The sequence below is a fragment of the Streptomyces sp. CRCS-T-1 genome, assembly GCF_024442335.1.
Classification (GTDB): Bacteria; Actinomycetota; Actinomycetes; order Streptomycetales; family Streptomycetaceae; genus Streptomyces; species Streptomyces koelreuteriae.
This window is the reverse complement of the sequence record NZ_CP101651.1, coordinates 511,538-535,819: the sequence shown is the minus strand read 5'-3', so window position 1 is coordinate 535,819 and position 24,282 is coordinate 511,538. Positions and strand designations below refer to the sequence as shown.

General features: G+C 73.0%; 22 protein-coding genes, 2 pseudogenes and 2 riboswitches. Of the genes and pseudogenes, 4 read left to right on the top strand and 20 right to left on the bottom strand.

The features are described from left to right. Positions 1-409: 409 nt before the first annotated feature. The 6 genes and pseudogenes from NNW99_RS02405 to NNW99_RS02380 form a co-directional block, all read right to left on the bottom strand. Positions 410-550: pseudogene (locus tag NNW99_RS02405) on the bottom strand (GntR family transcriptional regulator); the annotation flags it as partial. A gap of 80 nt (positions 551-630) precedes the next feature. Next, on the bottom strand, positions 631-1,278 hold the full coding sequence (locus tag NNW99_RS02400) for a dihydrofolate reductase family protein (protein ID WP_215116924.1): 648 nt from the start codon (positions 1,276-1,278) through the stop codon (positions 631-633). A 115-nt stretch (positions 1,279-1,393) separates the two neighbouring features. After that, on the bottom strand, positions 1,394-1,726 hold the full coding sequence (locus NNW99_RS02395; protein WP_215116923.1) for an STAS domain-containing protein: 333 nt from the start codon (positions 1,724-1,726) through the stop codon (positions 1,394-1,396). Further along, a complete protein-coding gene (locus tag NNW99_RS02390; RefSeq protein WP_215116922.1) occupies positions 1,723-3,045 on the bottom strand; it encodes a PP2C family protein-serine/threonine phosphatase in 1,323 nt (440 codons plus the stop codon). The genes NNW99_RS02395 and NNW99_RS02390 overlap by 4 nt, the downstream gene beginning before the upstream one ends. Then, positions 3,045-3,848: an alpha/beta fold hydrolase gene (locus tag NNW99_RS02385; protein WP_215116921.1), complete on the bottom strand. Its 804-nt coding sequence runs from the start codon at positions 3,846-3,848 to the stop codon at positions 3,045-3,047. Before NNW99_RS02385 ends, NNW99_RS02390 begins: the two co-directional genes overlap by 1 nt. Before the next feature lie 111 nt (positions 3,849-3,959). Beyond that, on the bottom strand, positions 3,960-4,973 hold the full coding sequence (locus NNW99_RS02380; protein WP_251057678.1) for a LacI family DNA-binding transcriptional regulator: 1,014 nt from the start codon (positions 4,971-4,973) through the stop codon (positions 3,960-3,962). 122 nt (positions 4,974-5,095) lie between these two features. Here NNW99_RS02380 and NNW99_RS02375 point away from each other — a divergent pair. Continuing rightward, a pseudogene (locus NNW99_RS02375) lies at positions 5,096-5,260 on the top strand (hydrolase); the annotation flags it as partial. Here the strand turns inward: NNW99_RS02375 and NNW99_RS02370 are convergent. Beyond that, positions 5,243-5,899 (bottom strand): maleylpyruvate isomerase N-terminal domain-containing protein, encoded by a 657-nt coding sequence (locus NNW99_RS02370; protein WP_215116919.1) that lies wholly within the window; start codon positions 5,897-5,899, stop codon positions 5,243-5,245. The pseudogene NNW99_RS02375 and the gene NNW99_RS02370 sit on opposite strands and share 18 nt — an antisense overlap. A gap of 208 nt (positions 5,900-6,107) precedes the next feature. Here NNW99_RS02370 and NNW99_RS02365 point away from each other — a divergent pair, with 208 nt between their 5' ends. Then, complete coding sequence (locus tag NNW99_RS02365) at positions 6,108-7,901, top strand: FAD-binding dehydrogenase (protein ID WP_215116918.1); 1,794 nt, start codon at positions 6,108-6,110, stop codon at positions 7,899-7,901. Between the two features lie 46 nt (positions 7,902-7,947). Here the strand turns inward: NNW99_RS02365 and metE are convergent, their stop codons facing one another. The 10 genes from metE to NNW99_RS02315 form a co-directional block, all read right to left on the bottom strand. Next, entirely contained in the window at positions 7,948-10,281 is a 2,334-nt protein-coding gene (gene metE / locus NNW99_RS02360) for a 5-methyltetrahydropteroyltriglutamate--homocysteine S-methyltransferase (RefSeq protein ID WP_215116917.1), read from the bottom strand. Positions 10,282-10,446: 165 nt separating this feature from the next. Then, positions 10,447-10,666: riboswitch (cobalamin riboswitch) on the bottom strand. A gap of 27 nt (positions 10,667-10,693) precedes the next feature. After that, the gene (locus NNW99_RS02355; RefSeq protein WP_215116916.1) at positions 10,694-11,545 is read right to left on the bottom strand and encodes an energy-coupling factor ABC transporter ATP-binding protein; all 852 of its coding nucleotides are present in this window, start codon (positions 11,543-11,545) and stop codon (positions 10,694-10,696) included. Further along, positions 11,542-12,291, bottom strand: a complete 750-nt coding sequence (cbiQ, locus tag NNW99_RS02350; protein WP_215116915.1) for a cobalt ECF transporter T component CbiQ — start codon at positions 12,289-12,291, stop codon at positions 11,542-11,544. The genes NNW99_RS02355 and cbiQ overlap by 4 nt, the downstream gene beginning before the upstream one ends. 5 nt (positions 12,292-12,296) lie before the next feature. Continuing rightward, complete coding sequence (locus tag NNW99_RS02345; protein WP_215116914.1) at positions 12,297-12,659, bottom strand: energy-coupling factor ABC transporter substrate-binding protein; 363 nt, start codon at positions 12,657-12,659, stop codon at positions 12,297-12,299. Further along, positions 12,659-13,369, bottom strand: coding sequence for an energy-coupling factor ABC transporter permease (locus tag NNW99_RS02340; protein WP_215116913.1), 711 nt, complete (start codon positions 13,367-13,369; stop codon positions 12,659-12,661). Before NNW99_RS02340 ends, NNW99_RS02345 begins: the two co-directional genes overlap by 1 nt. A gap of 29 nt (positions 13,370-13,398) precedes the next feature. After that, positions 13,399-13,606, bottom strand: a riboswitch (cobalamin riboswitch). 56 nt (positions 13,607-13,662) lie between these two features. Then, positions 13,663-15,090: a protein kinase gene (locus tag NNW99_RS02335; protein WP_321170379.1), complete on the bottom strand. Its 1,428-nt coding sequence runs from the start codon at positions 15,088-15,090 to the stop codon at positions 13,663-13,665. A 224-nt stretch (positions 15,091-15,314) separates the two neighbouring features. Beyond that, positions 15,315-16,613 (bottom strand): MFS transporter, encoded by a 1,299-nt coding sequence (locus NNW99_RS02330; protein ID WP_215116912.1) that lies wholly within the window; start codon positions 16,611-16,613, stop codon positions 15,315-15,317. Then, the gene (locus NNW99_RS02325; RefSeq protein ID WP_215124111.1) at positions 16,610-18,409 is read right to left on the bottom strand and encodes an ABC transporter permease subunit; all 1,800 of its coding nucleotides are present in this window, start codon (positions 18,407-18,409) and stop codon (positions 16,610-16,612) included. The genes NNW99_RS02330 and NNW99_RS02325 overlap by 4 nt, the downstream gene beginning before the upstream one ends. Positions 18,410-18,522: 113 nt before the next feature. Beyond that, on the bottom strand, positions 18,523-19,059 hold the full coding sequence (locus tag NNW99_RS02320) for a GNAT family N-acetyltransferase (RefSeq protein ID WP_215116911.1): 537 nt from the start codon (positions 19,057-19,059) through the stop codon (positions 18,523-18,525). A gap of 30 nt (positions 19,060-19,089) precedes the next feature. Further along, on the bottom strand, positions 19,090-19,524 hold the full coding sequence (locus NNW99_RS02315) for a nuclear transport factor 2 family protein (protein ID WP_215116910.1): 435 nt from the start codon (positions 19,522-19,524) through the stop codon (positions 19,090-19,092). 139 nt (positions 19,525-19,663) lie between these two features. On the opposite strand from NNW99_RS02315, the gene NNW99_RS02310 reads away from it, so the two are divergent. After that, positions 19,664-20,389 (top strand): carbonic anhydrase family protein, encoded by a 726-nt coding sequence (locus tag NNW99_RS02310; protein ID WP_215116909.1) that lies wholly within the window; start codon positions 19,664-19,666, stop codon positions 20,387-20,389. A 10-nt stretch (positions 20,390-20,399) separates the two neighbouring features. On the opposite strand, the gene NNW99_RS02305 is transcribed toward NNW99_RS02310, so the two are convergent. Next, a complete protein-coding gene (locus NNW99_RS02305) occupies positions 20,400-21,197 on the bottom strand; it encodes a VOC family protein (RefSeq protein WP_215116908.1) in 798 nt (265 codons plus the stop codon). A gap of 191 nt (positions 21,198-21,388) precedes the next feature. Between NNW99_RS02305 and NNW99_RS02300 the strand changes: the two genes are divergently transcribed. Further along, the gene (locus NNW99_RS02300) at positions 21,389-22,234 is read left to right on the top strand and encodes a class I SAM-dependent methyltransferase (protein WP_215116907.1); all 846 of its coding nucleotides are present in this window, start codon (positions 21,389-21,391) and stop codon (positions 22,232-22,234) included. A 13-nt stretch (positions 22,235-22,247) separates the two neighbouring features. Here the strand turns inward: NNW99_RS02300 and NNW99_RS02295 are convergent, their stop codons facing one another. Both NNW99_RS02295 and NNW99_RS02290 read right to left on the bottom strand, forming a co-directional pair. Continuing rightward, positions 22,248-23,045, bottom strand: coding sequence for an SDR family NAD(P)-dependent oxidoreductase (locus NNW99_RS02295; RefSeq protein ID WP_215116906.1), 798 nt, complete (start codon positions 23,043-23,045; stop codon positions 22,248-22,250). Between the two features lie 73 nt (positions 23,046-23,118). Next, positions 23,119-24,264: a winged helix DNA-binding domain-containing protein gene (locus NNW99_RS02290; protein ID WP_215116905.1), complete on the bottom strand. Its 1,146-nt coding sequence runs from the start codon at positions 24,262-24,264 to the stop codon at positions 23,119-23,121. Positions 24,265-24,282: the final 18 nt, after the last annotated feature.

The window sequence follows — 24,282 nt, the reverse complement described above, 5'->3', positions numbered from 1 at the left end:
AGGCCTCCGCGTCCACGGTGAAACCGGGTTCCAGCAGCGCGGCCGGCTCGACGATCATCCGGAACCGGTAGCTCTGGTCGTGTGCCTCGGCGGTGGCCATGACGTGCTGGAACTCCCAGCCCCGGCCGCCCGCCTTGCGCCGCACCAGGTCCTCGGCCTCCATACGGGACAGCACACGGTCGGCCTGACGCGGGTTCAGCCCGTAGCGGCGGCCGATGTCCGCCGAGGTGAAGGAGCCGGTGAAGCGCCCGCCCACGTAGTCGTCGGCGATCTCGAAGTACGCCGTCTGCTCCGCGTCCGCGCCGTCGGCGAGATCGGGCCGGGCCAGGGCGCTCGCGTCCCGTGTGAGGAAGAAACCGCGGTGGGGGACCCGGTCGAGGATGCCGACCTCGGCGAGGAAGAGCATCGCCTTGCGCACCGGAGTGCGCGAGACCTCCAGCGCGTCCGCCGCCCACTGCTCGGTGACGTGCGCGCCGTCGGTCAGTCCGCTGCGGCGGAACAGGTCCACCAGTCGGGTGGCCGTGGCGGTGGTCAGGTTCGGCCGTGACATCAGCCCCTGCGCTTCGTGCGTGGTCGGACGGAACGCCCCATCCTAGGGACCCGGTCGCGGCGTGCCGCCCCGCGGGAAGCTCAGAGGCCCTTCCGTGTGAGCGTCAAATGCATGACACCGCCGGGTGAGGAGGTGGCCTCGACCTCGTAGTCCTCCTCCAGGCCCTCCAGCCCGTCCCAGAGGCGTACGCCGCGGCCCAGCAGGATCGGGGTCACCGTGACGTGCAGGTGGTCGATGAGTCTCGCGGCGAGGAAGTCGCGGACCACGGTGGGGCCCCCACCGATCCGTACGTCCTGGCCGCCCGCCGCCTCGCGGGCCGCCTCGAGCGCCCCGGCGGGGGAGACGTCGAGGAAGTGGAACGTCGTGCCGCCCTCCATCTCGATCGACGGGCGCGGGTGGTGGGTGAGGACGAAGGTCGGTGTGTGGAACGGCGGATTGGCCCCCCACCACCCCTTCCACTCCGGGTCGGTGTGCCATCCGGGGTAGCCGAACTTCCCCGCGCCCATGATCTCGGCGCCGATCCCGGGCGTGTGCTGCCGTGCGAAGGCATCGTCGAGACCTCGGGTCCCGCCGGGTTGGCGCGTCATCTCGTGCCAGAACCGGGTGGCGAACATCCACTCGTGCAGCCTCTCACCGGCATGGCCGAACGGAGCCTCACGGCTCAGTCCCTCACCGGTTCCGAAGCCGTCGAGCGAGATGGAGAAGTTGTGAACGCGCGCGAGTGACATGGCCGGCCGATCCCTTCCTTCTCGAAACGTCCTGTGCCCAATGTTCCAGGTCTCGGCGACCACCGCAGGGCCGGTCCTCGGTGAGGGCCGACGCCGCGGGGACCCGACGGGCAGGTCATGACGCGTGGCTGCTGTCCGGGCGCAGGGTGAAGACCTGGTCGAGACCCACGAGCGTGAGGACCCGCAACAGGTTCGCCGGTACGCCGGCCAGGACGATGTCGGCCTCGGCGGCCAGGGCGTGCTGGCGGGCGGCGAGCAGGGCGGTGATGCCGGTGGAGTCGCAGAACGCGAGGCCGGAGAGGTCGAGGACCAGGCACTGCCCCGGGGCCAGGGTCACTTGGTCGACCTGGAGGCGCAGTTCGGGGGCCTGGGCGTAGTCCAGGTCGCCGGCCACGGCCAGAACGGGGCCGGTCGCGGTGTCGCGGTGATCGATGGTCAGCGTCTTCATGAGGCGGAACCCCTTGCGGGGCGGGTGAGGGAGGAGTTGGCGGGGACGCCGAGGGCGAGCAGGGCGGTGTCGTCGTTCAGCCCGTCGCCGAAGCCGTCCAGCAGCCCGGTGAGTGCGGTGATCACCTCGCCCGGGGCGGCGGGAGCGAGGTCGGTGCCGAACGCCAGCAGGGCGTTCTCGCCGTACAGGTCGTCGCGGTGGGGCCCGCTGCGGGCCTCGGTGAGACCGTCGGTGTACAGCACGATCGTGTCCCCGGCGGCCAGGACCGTCTCCACGGTGCTGATCGGCGCGTCGGGCACCACGCCGACGAGCAGTCCGCCGCGCGTGTGCAGGAACTCGGCGCGGCCGTCGGACCGCAGGACGAGCGCGGGCGGATGGCCGCCGGAGGCGAGACGCACGACCGTCGGACCGTGGTCCCCGCCGGGCTCGACGATCCCGAAGACGCAGGTGCAGTAACGGGGATCGCCGCCGGCCGTGTACCGCTCGTGCAGTACGGCGTTCAGCGTGGCCAGGGCCGCGGCCGGGTCCGGGTCGTGATGGGCGGCGGCCCGCAGGGTGTAGCGGGTCAGCGAGGTGAGGGAGGCCGCCGCGGGGCCCTTGCCGCACACGTCGCCGAGGAAGAACGCCCACCGGTCGCCGGCGACGGGGAACAGATCGTAGAAGTCGCCGCCGAGCTGGTCCGGGGCGGCCGTGTGGTAGTGGACGGCCGTCTCCAGACCCGGCACGGCGGGCAGCGAGTCCGGCACCAGGGACCGCTGCAGCACGGTCAGCGCGTCGGCCAGCCGCGCCCGGTCGGCCTCGGCCTGCCGCCGGGCCTCGTCCGCCTCGGCACGGGCCCGCTCGGCCTCCTTGCGGCGGCGCAGGAGTTCCGTCTCGTAGGAGCGGCGGTCGGAGGCGTCGAAGACGGTGACGCGGATCAGCAGGGGCTCGCCCTCGGTGCCGTACTTGACCACGGCGGAGACCAGCACCGGCAGCCGGCCGCCGCCCTGGCGCCTGACGTCCAGGGCGATGCCGCGCAGCTCGCCCTGCATGCGCAGCAGCGGCCCGAAGTGCGTCTCGTGGTACAGCTTCCCGCCGACGGTGAGCAGATCCGTGAAACGCTTGCGGCCCACCACGGCCTCGCGTTCCAGACCGAGCCAGTCCAGCAGCGTGGTGTTGATCTTGGCGATGGTGCCGTCCATCAGCGTGGACAGATAGCCGCACGGTGCCGACTCGTACAGGTCCTCCGCGCTGTCCTCCAGCAGCGCGGTGAACGCCGCGTCCGTGCCTGTCTCGTCCCCGGTCCCGGCAGGCTCCGGCACGCCGCCCGTGCGGCACATCACTTGAGGGACTCCAGGAAGTCGAGGATCGCCGCGCCGGTGGCCTCCGGGGCGCTCAGCTGCGGGCAGTGCCCGGTGGCGTCGAGGGTGACCAGGCGGGAGGAGGGGATCGCCCTGTGCACATAGGCGCCGACCTCACGGGGCGCGATGGCGTCCTGCTCGCACTCCAGTACGAGGGTCGGCACGGACACACCCTTGAGGTCCTCGCGGCTGTCGGTCAGGAAGGTCGTACGGGCGAAGACCCGGGCGATGTCGGGGTCGGTGGCGCAGAAGCTGTTGGTCAGCTCCTGACCCAGCTCGGGACGCTCCGGATTGCCCATGATCACCGGGGCCATCGCGGACGACCAGCCCAGATAGTTCGCCTCCAGGGAGTCCAGCAGCTCGTCGATGTCCTCGGCGCTGAAGCCGCCGTGGTATCCCTCGTCGTCGAGGTAGCGGGGCGAGGGCGTCACCATCACGAGGGCCCCGATCCGCTCCGGCGCGGCCTGCGCCGCCAGCGCTCCGACCATGCTGCTGACCGAGTGCCCCACGAACACAGCCCGCCGGAGGTCCAGCTCCTCGCAGACGTCGACGACATCGGCCGCGTAGCCGTGCAGCGAGGAGTACCGCGCCTCGCTCCAGGCCGACAGATCCGATCCGCCGGAACCCACGTAGTCGAACAGCACCACCCGGTACCGCTCCGCCAGAGCCGGCACCACCAGGCGCCACATGTTCTGGTCGCAGCCGAAACCGTGGGCCAGCACCAGCACCGGCGCGTCGTCTCGGCCGATGACGTTCACGTTGTTCCTGCGGCGGACGTCCATGTGGCCATCGTCCCACCTCGACCGGCACCGTTCGACGGCGGGCAGCACAGTCGTCGACTTCTCGGGCGCGGAGGACGCTTCGCCGGGCGTGGAGGACCGCCCTCCCGCTCCTCAGCCCCCCGAGCTCTCCCGCACGATGAGCCGGTGCCCGGCCACATGGTCGCCCGGCGGCGCGGAGTCCGGGGCGTCGATCCGGGCCAGGAGCCGGGCGACGGCGGCCCGGGCGATCTCCCGCTTGTCGGGGGCGACGGTCGTGAGGGTCGGGACGCTGAAACGGGAGGCCTCGATGTCGTCGAAGCCGACCACGTCGAGCTCGCCCAGCACGGAGCGGCCCAGCTCGTGCAGGGCCCGCAGCGCGCCCAGGGCGAGATGGTCGTTCAGGCACAGCAGCGCGTCCGGGCGGGGGTCGCTGTCCATCAGCGCGGCGGCGGCCCGCGCTCCGTCCTGCCAGTGATAGGCGTCCACCCGCACCACCAGTCCGGGCTCGAAGGGCAGGCCCGCCGCGTCCAGGGCCTCGCGGTGGCCGTCGGTGCGCAGCCGGTCGGTGCCCTGGCGGCCGTGCAGGGCGCCGCCGACCACGGCGATGCGCCGGCGGCCCCGGGCCAGGAGGTGCTCGGTGGCCTCGCGCGCCGCGCGCACGTTGTCGATGCCCACATGGTCGGTGCCGCCCTCGGCGGAGCGCTCGCCGAGCAGGACCACGGGCAGGCGCCGGTCGCGGACGGCGAGATCATGCGGCTGGAGGGAGAGCGGACTGAGGATGACGCCGTCGGAGAACTGCGCGTCGAAGCCGTGCAGCGCCGCCAGTTCCCGCTCGCGCACCGCCCCGGTCTGGTGCAGCAGCACGGTGTGCCTGCGCCGGTCCGCCTCGGCCATGACGTGCTTGGCCAACTCGGCGAAGTAGGCGACGTCCAGCTCCGGGACCGCCAGGGTGATCATGCCGGTGCGGCCCTGGCGGAGTTGCCGCCCGGCGATGTTGACGCGGTAGCCCAGGGCGTCGATGGCCTCCTGGACGGCGGCACGGGTCCGCTCCGAGACATGCTCGAAGTTGTTGATCACGTTGGAGACGGTCTTGGGGGAGACGCCGGCGTACTCCGCCACGTCCTTGATCCTGGGTCTGGCCGCCACGCTGTCCCACTCTGCCGACTGCCGAGATCGTACCGACTGATCCCAGGGGCCGTCCGACGGGTTTGCATCGATGTAAACCCGTGGTGCCATGGGCACCGACCGGCACGGGCGACACCCGGCACGGCGGAGCCGAACAGCGCGTCGACTTCCACGGCGCGATCCGCACCGGCGAGAAGCTGCAGTACGTCAGCCCCAAGCTGCCCCACGGGCGGCACACCCTGCGGATCAGGGTCACGGGGGAGCGCAACGCCCAGTCCCGGGGCGCCGGGTCAGCCCAGGTGGATCGGGAACTTCGCGGCCAGATCGCCGAGTTCGGCCCGCTCCGCCTCCGTGGGCGCCCGCCTCCCGGTGCCCACCAGCAGCGCGTCCCGGTCGGTGAACGACGCGGGGAACGCGCTCTCCGCGATCCGCTCCAGCAGTTCGCGGGAGCGGGTGAGCCCCTCCGCCGGCGGCTGCTCCGCGTCCGGGAGGTGCGCGATCAGGTCGAGGTGGTGCAGCGTCCACTCCAGGACGTACACGGAGAGATAGTCCGCCACGGTGAGGACCTCGTCGCGGGTGCCGACCCGGCCGGCCGGGTCGGCGAGCCGGGCGGCGCGGCCGGCGGCGGAGCCGACGTCGTCGAGGTGGAACGTGAGGAGGTGCGGCTCCTCGTACGCGGCGGCGAGCCGGACGGTCAGCGCGTCGAGCGGGTCGTCGCCGGTCGGAGGTGTGGCGGTGACCTCCCAGTAGGTCACCGCGTCACGGGTCGGCTCCCGGTCGGACGGGGTGGCGAGGGTGATCAGGACGTCCTGGGCGTCGATGACCAGATGGCACACCAGGTCCCGCACCAGCCAGCCCGCACAGCCGGACGGCCGGGCGAAGTCCTCGTCGGCCAAGTCGGCGACCGCCGCGCGCAACGCCGTCCAGGAGCGTGAGAAGAGATCCACCTCGGCACCGTAGTGCCGTGCCGTGAGGACGGACAATCGCATTTCGGGCGGCCGGTACGCATCCCTGCCAACTCCCCCACCAGGCCCATGAGTTCCTCGGCGCAGGACTCTGGCGGCCCCGAGAACTCCTGGGCTACCGTCGGTAACACCTCTGGTAGCCCCAGGGGCCTCTCCCGACCCCTGCGCACCTCCAGAAGGAAGGCGGCCCATGGAACACTCGTCAGAACCCGCCGCGTTCACCCGCCGCCGTGCCCTGACCGTCGCGGGCGGTGTGCTCGCCGGTGCCGCTCTCGCGCAGTCGACGTTCCCGGCCTTCGCGGCCGGAGCCGCATCGTCGGACGCGGACGCCATCGTCATCGGCCACGGTCTCGCCGGGCTCGTCGCCACCGCCGAACTGGCCGCCGCCGGACGCAAGGTGCTGCTGCTCGACCAGGAGCCGGAGGCCGGCCTGGGCGGGCAGGCCTTCTGGTCCTTCGGCGGGCTGTTCTTCGTCGACTCCCCAGAGCAGCGGCTCATGGGCATCAAGGACTCGAAGGAACTGGCCTGGCAGGACTGGCTGGGCACGGCCGGCTTCGACCGCGGCATCACCGACCCGTCGGGCCAGGACCACTGGGCCCACAAGTGGGCCGAGGCGTACGTGGACTTCGCCTCGGGGGAGAAGCACTCCTGGCTCGCGGGGCTCGGGATGCAGTGGTTCCCGATCGTCGGCTGGGCCGAGCGCGGCGGCGGCCTCGCGGACGGGCACGGCAACTCCGTACCCCGCTTCCACGTCACCTGGGGCACCGGCCCCGCCGTGGTCGAGCCCTTCGAGAAGAAGGTGCGGGAGGCCGTCGAGGACGGCAAGGTGACGTTCAGGTTCCGCCACCGGGTGGACGACCTGATCGTCACGAACGGTGCCGTCACCGGGGTACGCGGAAAGGTCTTGGAGCCCAGCAGCGCGGCACGCGGCAAGCCCAGCTCCCGCAAGGTCGTCGGCGACTTCGAACTGAGCGCCCCCGTCGTGGTCGTCACCTCGGGCGGCATCGGCGCCAACCACGACCTCGTCCGGCAGAACTGGCCCGCGCGTCTCGGTACGGCCCCGAAGTCCATGATCACGGGTGTGCCCGCGCACGTGGACGGCCGGATGCTCGCGATCACCCAGAAGGCCGGCGGACGGATCGTCAACCCCGACCGCATGTGGCACTACACCGAGGGCCTGAAGAACTACGACCCGATCTGGCCCGACCACGGCATCCGCATCCTGCCCGGCCCGTCCTCCATGTGGTTCGACGCCACGGGCAAGCGCTTCTCCAGCCCCGACATCCCGGGCTACGACACGCTCCACACGCTCAAGTCGATCACCGACACCGGATACGACTACTCCTGGTTCGTCACGACCCAGAAGATCATCGCCAAGGAGTTCGCGCTCTCCGGCTCCGAGCAGAACCCCGACCTCACCGAGAAGAACGTCTGGAAGCTGCTGTCCCGCGTCTGGCAGACCCCAGAGCCGATCGAGCGGTTCAAGGAGAAGGGCGAGGACTTCGTCGTCGCCAAGACCCTGCCCGAACTGGTCGCCGGCATGAACAAACTGACGGGGGACAACCTGATCGACCTGGCCGGCCTCCAGCGCCAGATCGAGGCCCGCGACCGCGAGATCGCCAACCCGTACACCAAGGACGCCCAGGTCATGGGCATCCGCAACGCCCTCGCCTACCCCGGCGACACCCTCAGCCGCACCGCCTCAGCCCACCGGATCCTGGACACCTCCGCCGGACCGCTGATCGCCGTACGCCTCAACATCCTCACCCGCAAGACCCTCGGCGGCCTCCAGACCGACCTCTCCGGCCGCGTCCTGAACGCCTCCGGTAAGCCGATCAGCGGTCTGTACGCGGCCGGCGAGGTCGCCGGCTTCGGCGGGGGCGGCGTCCACGGCTACCGCTCCCTCGAAGGCACCTTCCTGGGCGGCTGCCTGTTCTCGGGCCGCGCGGCGGGCCGGGCGGCGGCGGCCGCGACGGCGACCTGACCCGACCGGGGGCGGGCCATGCCCGGCCCGCCCCCGGCCGCGAGCGTCAGGCGAGTCCGGGCCGCTCCCCGTCCAGTTCGGCGCGGACGGTCCGGGCCGCCGAGACCAGGTTCTCCAGGGACGCGCGGGTCTCGGTCCAGCCGCGGGTCTTCAGGCCGCAGTCGGGGTTGACCCACAGCCGCTCGGCGGGGATGGCCTTCAGGCCGGTGCGCAGCAGATCGGCCGCCTCCTCCGTGCCCGGAACCCGCGGGGAGTGGATGTCGTAGACACCCGGCCCCGCCTCACGCGGATAGCCGTGCGAGGCGAGTTCGCGGGCGACCTGCATATGGGAGCGGGCGGCCTCCAGGCTGATGACGTCCGCGTCGAGGTCGTCGATGGCCTGCACGATGTCGCCGAACTCGGCGTAGCACATGTGCGTGTGGATCTGCGTGTCCGGTCGCACCCCGGCCGTGCTGAGCCGGAAGGCCTCCGTGGCCCACCCCAGATACTCCGGCCGGTCGGCGGCACGCAGCGGCAGCGTCTCGCGCAGGGCGGGCTCGTCGACCTGGATGACCGACGTCCCGGCCGTCTCCAGGTCCCCCACCTCGTCGCGCAGGGCGAGGGCGACCTGCCGGGCCGTCTCGGCGAGCGGCTGGTCGTCACGGACGAAGGACCAGGCGAGCATCGTGACCGGGCCGGTGAGCATGCCCTTGACCGGACGGTCCGTGAGCGACTGCGCGTACGTCGTCCAGCGCACGGTCATCGGCTCGGGGCGCGAGATGTCGCCGGCCAGGATCGGCGGGCGGACGTAGCGGGTGCCGTAGGACTGGACCCAGCCGTGCTGCGTGGCGAGATAGCCGGTGAGCTGCTCCGCGAAGTACTGGACCATGTCGTTGCGTTCGGCCTCGCCGTGCACCAGGACGTCAAGACCGGCCTTCTCCTGGAAGGAGATCACCTCCTGGATCTCGGCCTTGATGCGCTCCTCGTAACCGGCCGTGTCGATCCGGCCCGACCGCAGGTCCGCGCGGGCGGAGCGCACCTCACCGGTCTGCGGGAAGGAGCCGATCGTGGTGGTCGGCAGCAGGGGCAGACCGAGCCGGGTGCGCTGGGCGGCGGTCCGCTCGGCGTACGGCAGCGAGCGGCGGGAGTCCGCCCCGGACACCGCGGCCGTGCGGGCGCGGACCGCCGGGTCGCGGGTGATCGGGGAGTTCGCCCGGGACGACAGGTCCGCCCGGTTCGCGGCGAGTTGCGCGCCGATGGTGTCGGTGCCCTGCGCGAGACCACGCGCGAGGGTGACGATCTCGGCGGTCTTCTGCCGCGCGAAGGCCAGCCAGCGCAGCACCTGCGGCTCGATGTCCCGCTCCGCCGCCGTGTCCAGCGGTACGTGCAGCAGGGAGCAGGAGGCCGAGACGTCGACCCGGTCGGCCAGGCCGAGAAGCGTGCCGAGCCGGGAGAGCGAGGCCGCCAGGTCGTTGATCCAGATGTTGCGGCCGTTGACGACACCGGCGACCAGCCGCTTGCCCGGCAGACCGCCCACCGCCGCCAGATCGTCCAGGTTGGCCGCAGCCGACTCCGTGAAGTCCACCGCGAGCCCCTCGACCGGCGCCTTCGCCAGCACCGGCAGGGCGTTCCCGAGCCGGTCGAAGTACGAGGCGACCAGCAGCTTCGACCGGTCGGTGAGGGCGCCGAGGTCGCGGTAGGCCCGCTCGGCGGCGTTCAGCTCGGCCGGGGTCCGGTCCTGGGCCAGGGCCGGCTCGTCGAGCTGGACCCACTCGGCGCCCGCCGCGCGCAGATCCGCGAGGACCTCGGCGTACACGGGCAGCAGCCGGTCCAGGAGGGTGAGCGGCTCGAAGTCCGCGGGCACCCCCGGGGCGGGCTTGGCGAGGAGCAGATACGTGACCGGGCCGACGAGGACGGGGCGCGCGGTGCGGCCGAGCGCCAGCGCCTCACGCAGTTCGGCGACCTGCTTGGCCGAGTCGGCGGTGAAGACCGTGTCCGGACCCAGCTCGGGCACCAGGTAGTGGTAGTTCGTGTCGAACCACTTCGTCATCTCCAGCGGCGCCACGTCCTGTGTGCCGCGCGCCATGGCGAAGTAGCCGTCCAGGGCGTCCGCCGCGACGGCGTCCCGGTGGCGGTCGGGGATCGCGCCGACCATGACGGTGGTGTCCAGGACGTGGTCGTAGAACGAGAAGTCACCCGTCGGGACCTCGTCGATGCCGGCGTCGGCGAGCTGCCGCCAGTTCGAGGCGCGCAGGTCGGCGGCGGTGGACCGGAGGGCGTCGGCGGTGACGCGGCCCTTCCAGTAGCCCTCGATCGCCTTCTTCAGTTCCCGGTTCTGTCCCTGGCGGGGGTAGCCGTACACGGTGGCCCGTGCTGCCGCGGCTGCGGGCTTGGTGGTCACGGAGATCTCCTTCGCGAGATGAATCCCTGAGATCCCGGCGACGGGACGAGAGCGCGAAGGTGTGACGAACCCGACGGAGTCGACCTCGCGCGGCACAGCGCGGTCGTCCGTCTGGTAAGTACGCCGACCCGCCCTCGAGGTCACCGGAATGTCCGCGCACGTATCGTCCGCGCGCGGGCAGTTGGCAGGTCTTCGGACTCGCGGGCACGTCTCACTGTGTGAGACACCTACTGGCCGTCGCTTCCCGGGCCCTGCGTGGACCCAGTGCGTATGACGGCGGTCGTTCCCGCTCACCGCTGCGGGGCAGTCCCGGATTCCCACCGGGTTCCCTCTTGCGACGCATCCCGTCTGGCGGACGGGGCGAACCAGCTGCACCGCCAGCCTATACACGACAAGGCCGGGGAAGCGACCCTCAGCCGCCGGTCACCGGCCGCTCCGCCGCCAGGGCGGCCAGCTCCTCCGGGGTGCGCGGGCCGGGCGCCGACCCGGTCAACAGCCCCTGCGCGCGCAGGAGGTCCGCGGCGGCGGCACCCCACGGCAACCGCAGCCCCGCCCGCCCGAGGAGATCCGTCCGGGCCAGTGCCGTGGGCGCGGGAGCGAGGTGCGCGCCCTCCGGGGTGAGGAGTGCCGCGTCGTCGGCCCAGCGCAGGGCGAGATCGACGTCATGGGTGGCCATCACCACCGTGGTGCCGCTCGCACGCAGCCCGTCGAGCGTGGCCAGGAGCCGTTCCTGGCCGTCGGGGTCGAGTCCGGCCGTCGGCTCGTCGAGGATGAGCACCCGGGGCCGCATGGCGACCGCGCCCGCGATGGCGGTCCGCTTGCGCTGCCCGTAGGAGAGCAGATGGGTGGGCCGGTCGGCCAGGGCCCCGATGTCCAGGGCGGCGAGCGACTCCGCCACCCGCGCCCGTACCTCGGTGTCGGACAGCCCGAGGTTCAGCGGCCCGAACGACACGTCCTGCTCGACGGACGCCGCGAAGAGCTGGTCGTCCGGGTCCTGCACCACGAGCTGGACGGTCGTGCGCAGCCGGGTCAGGCCCTTGCGGTCGTACGTCACCGGCTGCCCGTCGACCGTCAACCGCCCCTCGTGCGGCCGCAGCCCGCCGCTGAGCAGCCGCATCAGCGTGGTCTTGCCGCTGCCGTTGCGGCCGAGCAGCGCCAGCGCCCGCCCCTCCCGGATGTCGAAGTCGAGGCCGCTGAGCACGGCCGGGCCGTCCTCGTAGGCGAAGGACGCGCCCCGCAGGGCGACGAGGGCGGGCTCGCTCATGTCAGCGGCCTTTCCAGTACGAGGGTGAGGACGGCCAGCGTCGCGAGGAGCGCGCAACTGGCGACCGTGAAGCGGACGGAGACACGGGCCTCGGGCACCAGGACCCGCAGGGTTCCGTCGTAGCCGCGCCCGGCGAGACCGGCCTGGAGGCGGGCCGCCCGGTCGAAGGCCCGGACGAACGCGGTGGCGCCGAGTCCGCCCAGCGAACGCCAGGTGGCGGCCCGTGTGGTGTGCCCGAGCCGGGCGGCCTGCGCGTCGCGGATCCGGCGCACGGAGTCCAGCAGCAGAAAGCTCATGCGGTACGTCACGAGCGCGACATCGACGACCGGCGCCGGGACGCCCGCCCGGACCAGGCGCGGCAGCAGGTCGGACATCGGTGTGGTGAAGGCGAACAGCAGCACCCCGAGGGAGGCCGCCGAGGTGCGCAGCAGCAACTCCCCGGCCCGCAGGGGCCCGTCGTCCGCGAGGGAGACGAAGCTCCCCGGCCCGCCGACCTGGACGAGCAGCGTGAGGGCGCCGGTCACACAGAAGCCCAGCGGCACCCGGTAGGCCCGCCAGAGCCGGCGGCCGGGCACACCGGCCGGCCCCAGCAGCAGGGACACGGCCGTCACCAGCACCAGGGCCGCTCCCGGCCAGGGCGGCAGCGAGATGGCCAACACGGTGAGGCCGAGACCGAGCACGGCCTTGTCCACGGGATGGCGGCGGCGCCAGCGACTGCTGTGCGCCGCCGCGTCGATCGGCAGCACGCGGCTCAGGCCCCTTCGGCCCCGGACCCCTCGGTGACGCCCGTGGTCTCCTCGGTGTCCTGCCGCGCCCGCTCCTCGCCCTGGCGGCGGCCGCGCCGCAGGCCGAAGTAGTAGGCGAGCACGCCCGCGCCGATCGCCGCCTGCAGGGCGAACAGCGCCGACTCGATCTCACCCGACGGCGGCTCGTACAGCGGCGAGAACCAGGGCTTGTAGTCCGGGTCGATCTCGGTGATCGCCGTCTCCGCCTGGGCGTCGGCGCCCGCGAACGGCTCCTCCTTGTGGTCGCCGAGGCCGAGGGCGAGCGGCAGGACCGCGAGCAGGGCCACGGCGAGCAGCAGCAGGCCGTTGATCTTCGTGTTCCGGTTCATCACGCCACCGCCTCGGACTCGGCCGCCGTCTTCTTCTCCTTGCGCCCGCCGGTCACCAGCACACCCAGCCGGGTCAGTTCACCCTTGCTGGACTGCACCAGCAGCCGCATCACGAGCACCGTCAGCAGGCCCTCGCTCACCGCGAGCGGGATCTGGGTGACGGCGAAGATGGTGCCGAACTTGCCGAGCGCGCCCACGAACCCGCTGCCCGGGTCGGGGAAGGCGAGCGCCAGCTGCACGCTGGTGACGCAGTAGGTGGACAGGTCGGCGAAGAACGCCCCGAAGAAGACCGCGACCATCAGCGGCACGTCGTAGCGCCGCAGCAGCTTGTACACGGCGTATCCGGCCCAGGGCCCGACGATCGCCATGGAGAAGACGTTGGCGCCGAGCGTGGTCAGACCGCCGTGGGCGAGCAGCAGCGCCTGGAAGAGCAGGGTGATGGTGCCCAGCACCGCCATGATGGGTGGCCGGAACAGGATGGCTCCCAGGCCCGTTCCGGTGGGGTGGGAGCAACTGCCGGTGACCGACGGCAGTTTCAGAGCGGACAGGACGAACGTGAAGGCACCGGAGGCACCCAGGAGCAGGGTGCTCTCGGGGTGCTCACGCACCTCACGGGTGAGCGACCGGACTCCGTGGACGACGAACGGCGCCGACGCGGCGCCCCAGGCGACCGCGTGTGCCGGCGGCAGAAAACCCTCGGCTATGTGCATGGCTCAGCAGACCCTCTCCAGCACCTCGTGGATGGTTGACGCGCCTTGGCCGGTCTCCTGGCTGACGGGTACCACCGCCCGTACTCCGCCTTCCCGGGTCGCAAGGACCCAGTGGCTGCCTGTTAGGGCCGGAGCCGGACTTCCCGATTCACAGTGGCGAGGGCCGCACCGGCATCACACCGGCTTTCCCGTTCACCAAGGCGTGGTGACAGTAATGCCGAGATAAGGACGATGACAAGCCACCCGAGGGGGCGCGCGAGGGGGCGTCCGCTCGCACACCGGCGCAGGGCCGCTCAGTCGTCGCCCCCGTCGTCATCGTCGTCGCCGTCTTCCCAGGTCCGACGGGGCTTCTCCTGCCGGGGTTTGTCCGCCTTTCGCGATGCGTCGGCCGTCTCCTGGGCCGGTGTCGTGGGGCTGGGCGTCGCTTCGACGGGGGTCGGGGGAGCGGGTGCGCTGGTGGACGGGGTGATATCGGCCACTGTGCCGGCGGCCGGAACGGTGGCGTCCGGAGCCGTGTCCGCCGCCGGAGCGGAAGAGAGCGGCGAGGCGGAGCCGGCGGACGGCGTGGCGACGGGACTGCTCGCGGAGGGCGACGCGTCGGGCTCCGTGCCCTCCGTCGCGGTGTCGTCGGGCGAGAACCACAGCATGCCGGCGAGCATCGCGGCGGCGAAGAGCGCCGCCGCGGCGACCGTCGCCGCCGCTTTGCGCCGGTTGTCGGGGGCGGCCCGGGGCGCGGCGCGGCGCGCACGGCCGGCCTGGGGTGTGCGCCCGGTGCGCAGCCCAGGGGCGCCGGGCAGCGCGTAGGTGGCCGGGTTGCGGGTCTCGGCGGCCGGGTACGGCCTCGGCGCGGCGGACGTCACCGGGGGCGCGGCCTCCGGCAGCGGCTCGGGCAGTCCCCGCCAGGCACCGCCGCCGAACCACTCGGCGGTCCGCTGGGCGGTGGGCCGGTCCTCGGGCTGCTTGGCGAGCAGGCCGAGCAGATAGTTCTCGAAGGCCGGCGGGAGCCCGGCGACACCGAGCTCACGGGGCGGTACGGGCGCGGAATCGAGGTGCTGGTGGAGGAGCGCGACGGCGGTGTCCGCCTGGAACGGTGGCCGGCCGCTGAGGAGTTGGTAGAGCAGACACCCCAGGGAGTACATGTCGGAGGCGGGTCCGGCGGGCTGGCCCAGGGCGCGTTCGGGCGCGAGATAGAGGCCGGTGCCGACGATCTGGCCGGTGGCGGTGAGCGCGGCGCCGGGGTCGTCGAGGAAGCGGGCGATGCCGAAGTCGCCGATCTTCAGCGTGCCGTGGGCGTCCAGCAGCAGGTTGGCGGGCTTGATGTCACGGTGGACGATGCCCTGCGCGTGGGCGGCGGCGAGCCCCGCGGCGGCCTGCGCGGCGAGATCGGCCACCCGCTCGGCCGGCAGCGCCCCGGAGGCGGCCAGCACCCCGGCGAGGCTGTCGCCCTCGACCAGTTCCATCACCAGGTACAGCCGGTTGTCGTACTCGCCGAAGTCCAGGACACCGACCAGATGGGGGTGGTTGAGGCGCCCGGCGGTCTGTGCCTCCAGACGGAACCGGGAAGCCGCCGTGACATCGGTGTCCTGGGGCAGCAGCAGCTTGACGGCCACCGCCCTGGCGAGCGTCTCGTCGTACGCGCGCCAGACCTCTCCCATTCCACCGCGCCCGATCTCAACATCCAGCCGGTAGCGGCCCGCTAGCAGCACTCGTCCTCGTCTCATGCGTATGGGAAGGTACGTCGCCGCAGGCCGAACTCCCCGTTTTGAGGCGGGGGTTGGCGGGGGACGCGCAGCCGACCCAGGATACTGGCGCCGAGTGACCGATGATCTCCACGGCGGTGTCGAGGGCCGGTACGGTCCCGGAAATCCGAGCGGAGACATCGCCCGGCGGGGTGAGGTGCGGTGCGCGCGGTTGCCCCCGGGCCCCCGCGCCGCCGCCTACCGGATCAGGCCGCCGCGTCCGCCTCCTCGGCCCGCTCCTCCCGGCGCGGCAGCAGAGCCACCGTCAGGGCCGGTACGGCCGCGAGGAGCAGCCAGGGCACGGCGGCCGGGAGGCCGAGGTCGAGAAGGGAGCCGGTGGCCGCGCTGCCGGCCAGGACGATCAGGCCCGAGACGGAGGACAGCGCGCCCATGTAGAGGCCGATCCGGCCCTCCTCGGCGAGGTCGGGCACCCAGGCGCGGGCGGCGGGCACGACCAGCATCTGTCCCACGGTGAGCAGTACGACGAAGCCCGCGGCGGGCAGCAGCCCGGCGAGGTCCGTCCACCCGGCGGGGCGCGCCGCGGCCACCACCGCGAAACCGGCCGCGATCAGCAGCAGCCCCGCCGTCATGGAGCGGCGCAGGTCCAGCCGGTCGCCCGCCCAGCGGGTCACCGGCAGCTGGGTGAACACCACCAGCACCGAGGACAGCGCGAACAGCCAGGACAACGGCGCCTGGGAGCCCGCCGCGCGCTGCACCTCGTCCGGCAGGGCCAGATAGAGCTGGTTGTAGGCGAGCAGGTACGAGCCGTACGCGCCGCACAGGGCCAGGAAGCGGCGGTTGCGCAGCAGCAGGCGCGCCCCGCCCCGCTCCCGGGTGCGGACCCGGCCCGGGATGTGCTGCGGCATCAGCCACAGATGCCCGGCCAGCACGAGGACGAAGACCGCCGCGCCGGCGAGGCACGCGGTGCGGAAGTCGACGGCGAGCAGCAGTCCGCCGAGCAGCGGCCCGACGAAGGCCCCGGCCTGCCCCGCGACGCTGAACAGGGCGAGGAGACGCGTGCGCGAGCCGTGTCCCTCCTCCTCCCAGACCACCGCCTGGCGGGCCACCTCGGACTCCACGGCGGGGGAGAACAGCGCGGCGGCGAAACCGATCACCAGCACGGCGCCGATCACGGCCCAGCTCGCCTCCGCGTACCCCAGCCACGCGAACCCGGCGATCCGCAGCGCACAGCCGGCCAGCACGACGGGCCGCACCCCGAACCGGTCGACGAGCCAGCCGCCGACCACGAACAGCCCCTGCTGGCTGAAGGTGCGCAGCCCGAGCACGAACCCGACCAGCCAGCCCGCCATGCCGATCGCGGTGCCGAGGTGCTCGGCGAGGAACGGCAGGACGGCGTAGAAGCCGATGTTGAAGGCGAGCTGGGTGAGGATCAGCAGCCGCAGCAGCGGCGACAGCTCCTTCCAGAGCCGCCAGGTGCTCTCACGCGGGGTCTTGGGCGTACGGGCGGACCGGCGGGCCGGCACGCGGGAGGCGGGGTCGGTCATCGCTCTTCTGTCGGTGAGGTGGACACGGGGGCCAGGAGGGCGTCGGCGCTGTCCCGCCGCCGCTGCGGGGGCATGACCCGCTCCCCGGGCGGCCCGGCCGGGCCCTCGGGCCGCCCACGCCGCCGGGGCAGCCGTACGCCGCCCGCGGCCGTGACCGCGAGCGCCCCCAGCAGGGCGAGGACGGCGGCGGGGAAGAGGACGGCCCACGGGGCGCGCTCGGCGTACGGCTGGTTCTCGGCGAGCAGCAGACCCCACTCGGGGGACGGCGGCTGGGCGCCCAGGCCCAGGAAGCCGAGGGCGGCGAGGCTCAGCGCGACACCGGGCAGCCGGAGCAGGGCGTGCCGGGTCACCGGCGACAGCACGGCGGGCAGCAGTTCGTGCCAGAGCAGATACCAGCGGCCGGCGCCCAGCGCCCGGGTCGCGGCCAGATGCGTGGTGGCGCGTTCCTGCCGCAGCAGGGAGGACGTGTGGGCGGCCAGCGGGGACCAGGCGAGGACACCCACGGCGAACGCGGGCGTCCAGGGCCCGCTGCCCGCGACACCGGCGACGAGCAGTCCCGCCAGGACGGGCGGCACGGCACTGACGGTGTCGACCAGCGGCCCGGACAGCCTCGGCAGCAGCCCCAGCAGCAGCCCCACGAGGAGCGCGGCGGCGCTCACCGCGAGGGCGATGCCGAGGGTGGTCAGCGCGCCGTGGGAGACCCGGGCGAGGACGTCCCGGCCGAGCGCGTCCGTCCCGAACGGGTGCGCAAGCGAGGGGGCCCGCAGCCGGGCGAGGGTGTCCAGGGCGAGCGGGTCGCGCGGCAGGCCGAACCCGATGACGGCGGCGAGCAGCGCCGCGTACAGCAGGGGCAGGGCGCGGCGCTCGGACGGGCCTGCGCCGTGCAGGGAGTGCAGGGCGCCGTCGCGCAGCGCGGGCCCGATGAGCAGCCGGGCCGACAGCCGGGCGAGGACACCGGCGACGGCCGCGACCAGGACGAGGGCGAGGGTGCCGGTCTGCAGGACGGGCAGGTCCTGGGCGAGGGCGGCGTGCAGGGTGAGCCGGCCCAGGCCCGGGATGTCGAAGATCTGCTCGACGGCGACCGAGCCGCCGGTCAGGCCGACCACGAACAGGCCCAGATTGGGCAGCAGTCCGGGCACGCAGCGGCGCACCGCCTGCCGTGCCACGGACTTCGGCGGGATGCCGCGTGCCGCGGCGGCCAGGGCCCACGGCTCGGCGAAGGCGCCGGGCAGCAGGTCGTCCAGCATCCGTCCGAGGATCGCCCCGGCGGGCAGGCCGAGGGCCAGCGACGGCAGCACCATCCACTGCGGCCCGTACCAGCCGAGCGCGGGCAGCCAGCCGAGCTGGACGCCGATCACCGAGGCCAGCACCGAGGCGACGAGGAACTCGGGCAGCGCGGCCAGCACGGCCGACGCGGTGCCGCCGGTGCCGCGGGCGGCGAGCCGCCCCCGCGAGCCGAGCCGGAGTGTGCGGGCGCACACCGCGGCGACGGTGCCCGCCGCGACCACCAGGGCCCCGGACACCAGCAGCAATGACGCGCCGAGCCCCTGCACGACGCCCGGCAGCACCTGGCCGCCGGACACCCACGAGGTGCCCGCGTCCCCGTGCAGCAGCCCGCCCAGCCAGCGGCCGAGCAGCGTCAGCGGGCCGTCGTCCAGCCCGAGTTGGTCGCGGATGGCGCGCAGCGTCTCGGGCGTCGGGTCACGGTCGGCCGAGCGGGCCTTGAGCACGGTCAGCGCCGGGTCGGTGCGCGACAGCCATGGCAGCAGGCCGATCGCGCCCACCAGGGCGGCCATCAGCACGGCCCGCCACAGCAGCGTCGGGGCGCCGCCGCGGGCGAGGGCGCGCAGGGCGGTGAGGCCCTTGGGCAGGGGTGAGTGCGAGGTGTTCAGTGTCGTCCCCGTGGTGCTCAGGCGAAGGGAATCTCGAAGTGCACCACGCCGTTGCCGCCGCCGGGCACTTCCTCCCGCTCGTCGCACACCACCTTGCCCAGCGTCCGCCACAGGCCCAGCGCGCCGGGCGAGTGCGGATACGTGTGCAGATAGAGGGACCGGTACCCGCCGTCGGCCCGGGCGAAGTCGACCAGACCCTCGACCAGCCGCCGGGCCAGTCCGCGCCGCCGGTGCGCGGGGCTCACGTACAGCCGCCGCAGTTGCGCGGTCTCGCCCGAGGGGTACCGCTCGGCCAGCCAGCGCGGGTTCGGCGGATGGGCCGGGCCGCGCGCGTCCAGCGCCCCGGTGGCCGCCACCGTCCCGTCCCGCTCGTCCACGGCCACCAGGAGGGTGTGCCGCGGCGGTTCGACGTAGAACGGCACCGGGTCGATGATGTCGGCGTGCCAGGTCGGCACATAGCCGGTGTCGAAGTCGCGGTACACGGCGTCCAGCATCACCACCCGTGCCCCGTCGATGTCCGCAGGCGTGGCTTCCCTGATGCTGTAGTCGTGCATTTGCGCATCATATGCAAATCAGTTGAACGCTCATCCAGGGGCCGCTGATGTGGTTCCGGGGGCCGCCGAGGTGATCTGGCTCAGCACGCACCGCCAGCGCCCGTCCCGCTTCACGAACACGTCCGTCGTCCACTCGTCGGCGTCGTAGCGCTCGCCCTGGTAGTGGGCCGTGTTGGTGACCCGTCCGGTGACCACGGCCGTGTCGCCGTAGACGCGGACCCTCGGCCGGGTCCTGAGGTCCATCGCGGAGTGGGTGAGGTCCCCGGACTCCACGAGGGAGAGAAACCTCTCCTTCGGGTCGATCCCCGACTCGGAGACGATCACCCACTCGTCCGCCATGAAGCCCGCGATGCGGGCGGGGTCGTTGGCGACGATCGCGGCCGCCCAGTCCTTCACCAGACCGGCGAACTCGCGGACGGTGTCCTCGCCGGGTTCCTGAGCCGCCGCACCGGGACCTTGGTTCATGTCGCGACCGTAGCGGGTCAAGGCCGCGATCCGGGGGTTCGGCAGTCCGGGTGACCTGGCGCGTCTTGGGCGCCGCCGAGGGAAAAGGATGCGGTCGTCCCTACCCGGCCGTCCGCCCGTCGACCGAAAGTGATGCCCCGTGTCCCTGACCGCCCCTGCCCCCTCCGCCCTCGGCACCGCTCTGTCCCAGAGCCCGGTCGACATCCGTCCGCAGGCCATCGATGTCTCGGCCCTGCCACCCCTGCGCCTGCGCCATCCGGGGCGACTCTCCCTGCGGCTCAGCTTCGAGCGGCCGAAGCGGCACCGGCCCGACTGCCTCCGGCCCGAGGAGGGCTCGGTGAAGGCCGAGCCGCCGCTCGGACAGGACTGCCTGATGAGCATCGGCGACGCCACGTACCACCTGGAGGACATCCACTGGCACACGCCGTCCGAGCACACCGTCGGCGGGGTGGTGTTCCCGATGGAACAGCACCTGAAGTACGCCCGGACGACCGGGGACGGGGACAGGGACGGGGCCGGTGCGAAGGAGTACGCGGTGCTCGGCGTGTTCCTCCACCCGGGCGACGCCAACGGCTCACTGGACCGGCTGCTGGAGTCCGCCCGCCGGAGCGAAGAGCACTGGGACGTGCCCGATGTGGAGATCGACACCCTGCTGCCGCCCTGCACCGAGTCCTACCGCTACGTCGGATCCACCACGACCTGCCCCTACACCACCGGCGTGCGCTGGACCGTCCTGACCCATCCGGTCCAGGCGTCCGCCGCCGCGCTGGAGCACTACCGGAGCCTCTTCCCCGAGGGCAACGCGCGCGAGGTGCAGCCGCTCGGGAAGCGGCGCATCGCCGGGGACAGCCATCGGTGGTGGTGACTCGCCCGGTTCAGGCCTCGGACGGAGCGAGCACCACGAAGTCCGCCTTCGCCGGGTCGAGACAGACGGCCAGCCGGCCGACGCCCTCCATGTCCTCGGGCCCCATCTGCACGCTGCCGCCGTACTCCCTGACCTTGGCCACGGCGGCGTCGCAGTCGGCGACGGCGAAGACCGGGTGCCAGTAAGGCCGCCCGTCCGTCAGATCCAGGTCCTCCGGGCGGAGCTCCACGAGGCCGCCGTGCATCCGGTCCTCGGGCAGCCCGGCGGGGGTGATCAGGGTGTACATGCCCGCGTCGCCCGGCATCGGCATGTCGCTGAACTGCCAGTCGAAGAGTCCGCCGTAGAACGCCCGCGCGGCCGCCGCGTCCGTCGTCATCAACTCCGTCCAGGACAGCGAACCCGGCTCGTCGACGAGGTCGAGGCCCTTGGAAGTCCCCGGCTGCCAGACGGCGAACTGGCCTCCCTGCGGGTCGGTGTACTGCGCCATCCGGCCCCATTCCTCGAGGTCCATCGGCGCGACGCGCACGGTGCCGCCCGACTGCTCCACGGCCTTCGTCGTGGCGTCCGCGTCGGCGACGCTGTAGTAGAGCATCCAGGCCGAGCGCGCTCCCTCCTCGGTGAGCTTGCCGAGCCCGGCGACGATCTTGCCGTCCTTCCGGAACATCCCGCCCTCGAAGTCCTCGCTCTCGCCCATGGACTCGTAGTCCCACCCGAGCACGGCGCCGTAGAAGGCGGCGGCGGTCCGGACGTCCGGAGCGCCGAGGTCGAGCCAACAGGGGGAACCGGGGGCGAACTCCGTGGTGATCATGGCGATGCTTTCCCTTCCGCAGGTCCTGTGGTGCCCAGCGTGACACCGGGCACTGACAAGCGCCCGTCGGCCGCTCTCCGACGGGGGACCCCCGGCGGTGATCCCCGGCGCGTGGCGGGGTCGTGGAATCATCGGGGCGTCGACCGGCCGGGTGGTCGCGGGACTCTGTGCTGTGAGGGTGGTGGTCGGGCATGGTGGTCGGCTGGGAGTGGGACGACACGCTGTTCGCGGGGACCGCCGCCTACTACGAGCGGGGGCGGCTGCCCTACGCACCCGGGCTGGCGGACGCGCTCGCCGAGGAGTTGCGGCTCGACGGACGGGGGCGCCTCCTGGACGTGGGCTGCGGGCCCGGCACCATCGCCCTGAGCCTCGTGCGTCTGTTCGGCGAGGTCGTCGGGGTGGACCCCGACAGCGGGATGATCGCCGAAGCCGGGCGCGGGGCCGCCGCCCGGGAAGTGGGCGCCAGGACCCGCTGGGTGCGGGCGCGGGCCGAGGACCTGCCCGCGGGGCTCGGCACGTTCGACGTCGCGACCTTCGGCCAGTCCTTCCACTGGATGGACCGTGACCTGGTGGCCGCGACCGTCCGGGACATGCTCCGCCCCGGCGGGGCCCTCGTGCACATCGCGGACCTGAAGACCGAGCCCCGGACCGTCGACGGCATGCCGCACCCGGCGGTCCCCTACGCGGACGTGGGCGACCTGGTGAAGCGGTACCTCGGGCCCGTGCGACGAGCGGGCCGCGGGGTGCTGACGCAGGGGACACCGGGCGCGGAGGACGAGGTGCTCGCCCGGGCGGGCTTCTCCGGGCCCCGGCGTCTCGTCGTCCCCGGCGGGCAGGTGCTGGAGCGGACCCACGACGATGTCGTCGCCTGGGTGTTCTCCATGTCGTTCTCGGCGCCGCATCTCTTCGAAGGGCGCCGGGACGACTTCGAGACGGAGCTACGGCTGCTGCTGCGCGAGGCCGCGCCCTCGGGCCGGTTCTCCGAGCGGGCACCGAGCACCGAGGTCTTCGTGTGGCGGACGGGCCCGGCCGTCTGATGCGGTCGCCGCGTCAGTGGACGGACATCCCTCCGTCGACGTAGACCGACTGCCCGGTGACGTAGGCGGACGCCGGGCTCGCCAGGAACACGGCCGCGCCCGCGAAGTCCTCGGCCAGGCCGTTCCGCCCGATCAGCGTGCGCTCGGCGAGGGCGGCCACCTTCTCCGGGTCCGACGACAGGCGCTTGTTGAGCGCCGTCATGACGAAGCCCGGCACCAGGACGTTGCAGGTGACACCGCGCGGCGACCACGCCTCGGCCTGGGAACGCGCCAGCGACTCCAGTCCGCCCTTGGAGGCGCCGTACGCCCCGCTCTGCACGAACGCCCGGTGCGCCTGCTGCGAGCTGATGTGCAGGATCCGCCCGAACCCGCGCTCCGCCATGCCCGGGCCGAAGCGCTGCCCCAGCAGGAAGGGCGCCTCCAGGTTCACGGCCATCGTCAGGTCCCAGACGTCCTCGGTGAGTTCGTCCATCGGCGGGCGCAGATTGATCCCGGCGCTGTTGACGAGGATGTCGGGCTCCCCGAACGCCTCGACCGCCCGCTCGGCGGCCGTCCGCACACCCTCGCGCGTGCTCAGGTCCGCGCTGACCCACGCGGCGCGACAGCCCTGAGCCGTCAACTCCTCCACCGTCGCGGCCAGTCCGGCCTCGCCGCGAGCCACGACCACCACACTCGCGCCGGCGCGGGCGAGGGCGCCCGTGATGGCGCGACCGATACCGGAACTGCCACCGGTGACCACCGCGACGCGGCCTTCCAGGGAGAACAACTCGGAGAGATACGTCTGCGTTGAGCTGGTGGCTTGTGTCGTCATGCCCCGACACTCTAGGCGGATCGATCACCGTTGATCACAGGGGGCGCCGGCGGGACGGACCGGGCCCGGAGCCTCATCCGCGGCCGGTGAACAGGCGTACGTGCCCGGCGGGGAGTTTCGGCCACCAGTGGTGGTAGCGGCGGTAGACCTCGGTGTCGCGGTCGGTCAGGAGCCCGGTCAAGGACGCGGCCTCCTGCGCGAGGCCGTCCCACGCGGTGCGCGGCAGATCGTGGAAGGCTGTGGCCTCGATACCGCCGTCGATCGCGCGCCACACGCCGGCGACCCGGCCGTCCACCAGCAGCGTGGGCAGGACGTCACCGTTCACGCGGATCACCAGACGGCGATAGTCCGGCGGGATCACGCGGCTGCGGTCGGCGTGGGCCAGCAGGACGCTGTCCCACATGGCCATGAGCCGCGGGGGCGCAGGCGTGTCGGCCGGCGGGCGCGGGGCGTCCGGTACGTCGAACAGGACCGTTCCGGCCGGCCCGCGGAGTTGTTCCACCGAGTCGGAGAGAGCGTGCAGCGTCTGCCGTACCGGCTGTCGCGGCAGCATGGCGAACTGCGCCACGTCCGCGACCGACGCCGGTCCGAAGCCCCGCAGATAGCGCAGGACGAGCTGCCCGAGGGCCTCCGTCGCCGACTCCCGGCCAGTCGGCACGGGGCCGGTCCGCGCCGCGACGAACGACGCCCGGGTGCCGAACGACCAGGGTCCGCCGGTCGGGAGGTGGAGCAGCGGCGCGTACCCCTTGAGCCCCCACCACGCGCCGGCCTTCTTGTCCGCGCCGACCCGTTCCTCGAGCCAGGCCTGAAGCTCCGCCGCCGTCCGCGGCCGGTCGGCGAAGTCCAGCAATTGCGGGACGAGTGCCTCGCCGTCGGCCGGGGTGAGACCCGCGGCGGCGAAGCGGTAGCCGAGCCGCGAGGCGTACAGCGTCTGCTGCATCGCCTCACGGAACACCTGGTAGTCGTCCGCGTGGACCGCGTGCAGCGTGATCCGCATCAGGGTCGCCTTCACCACCGCACGCCGCTCGAAGGCCTCGTCCAGCTCGGCCGGGGAGAAGCCGGCCAGCCGGTTCCACAGCGCCACGTACGGCGAAGCGGCATGCTGCGCCTGGAGCGCCACCACCCGCCGCACGGCCTCCCCGGCCTCCATCACCTCCCGGCCCAGCAGCAACTGACGGCCGAGGGTCGCCCGGTTGAGCTCCTGCGCGGTGATGTCCACGCCGGGGATTCTGCCGTG

What these genes read in the sequence shown, in the direction of transcription:
- NNW99_RS02400 (WP_215116924.1), bottom strand. Translation starts at nt 1,278, where the DNA reads ATGTCACTCGCGCGCGTTCACAACTTCTCCATCTCGCTCGACGGCTTC.
- NNW99_RS02395 (WP_215116923.1), bottom strand. Translation starts at nt 1,726, where the DNA reads ATGAAGACGCTGACCATCGATCACCGCGACACCGCGACCGGCCCCGTT.
- NNW99_RS02390 (WP_215116922.1), bottom strand. Translation starts at nt 3,045, where the DNA reads ATGTGCCGCACGGGCGGCGTGCCGGAGCCTGCCGGGACCGGGGACGAG.
- NNW99_RS02385 (WP_215116921.1), bottom strand. Translation starts at nt 3,848, where the DNA reads ATGGACGTCCGCCGCAGGAACAACGTGAACGTCATCGGCCGAGACGAC.
- NNW99_RS02365 (WP_215116918.1), top strand. Translation starts at nt 6,108, where the DNA reads ATGGAACACTCGTCAGAACCCGCCGCGTTCACCCGCCGCCGTGCCCTG.
- NNW99_RS02355 (WP_215116916.1), bottom strand. Translation starts at nt 11,545, where the DNA reads ATGAGCGAGCCCGCCCTCGTCGCCCTGCGGGGCGCGTCCTTCGCCTAC.
- NNW99_RS02345 (WP_215116914.1), bottom strand. Translation starts at nt 12,659, where the DNA reads ATGAACCGGAACACGAAGATCAACGGCCTGCTGCTGCTCGCCGTGGCC.
- NNW99_RS02340 (WP_215116913.1), bottom strand. Translation starts at nt 13,369, where the DNA reads ATGCACATAGCCGAGGGTTTTCTGCCGCCGGCACACGCGGTCGCCTGG.
- NNW99_RS02335 (WP_321170379.1), bottom strand. Translation starts at nt 15,090, where the DNA reads ATGAGACGAGGACGAGTGCTGCTAGCGGGCCGCTACCGGCTGGATGTT.
- NNW99_RS02330 (WP_215116912.1), bottom strand. Translation starts at nt 16,613, where the DNA reads ATGACCGACCCCGCCTCCCGCGTGCCGGCCCGCCGGTCCGCCCGTACG.
- NNW99_RS02325 (WP_215124111.1), bottom strand. Translation starts at nt 18,409, where the DNA reads ATGGCCGCCCTGGTGGGCGCGATCGGCCTGCTGCCATGGCTGTCGCGC.
- NNW99_RS02320 (WP_215116911.1), bottom strand. Translation starts at nt 19,059, where the DNA reads ATGCACGACTACAGCATCAGGGAAGCCACGCCTGCGGACATCGACGGG.
- NNW99_RS02315 (WP_215116910.1), bottom strand. Translation starts at nt 19,524, where the DNA reads ATGAACCAAGGTCCCGGTGCGGCGGCTCAGGAACCCGGCGAGGACACC.
- NNW99_RS02305 (WP_215116908.1), bottom strand. Translation starts at nt 21,197, where the DNA reads ATGATCACCACGGAGTTCGCCCCCGGTTCCCCCTGTTGGCTCGACCTC.
- NNW99_RS02300 (WP_215116907.1), top strand. Translation starts at nt 21,389, where the DNA reads ATGGTGGTCGGCTGGGAGTGGGACGACACGCTGTTCGCGGGGACCGCC.
- NNW99_RS02295 (WP_215116906.1), bottom strand. Translation starts at nt 23,045, where the DNA reads ATGACGACACAAGCCACCAGCTCAACGCAGACGTATCTCTCCGAGTTG.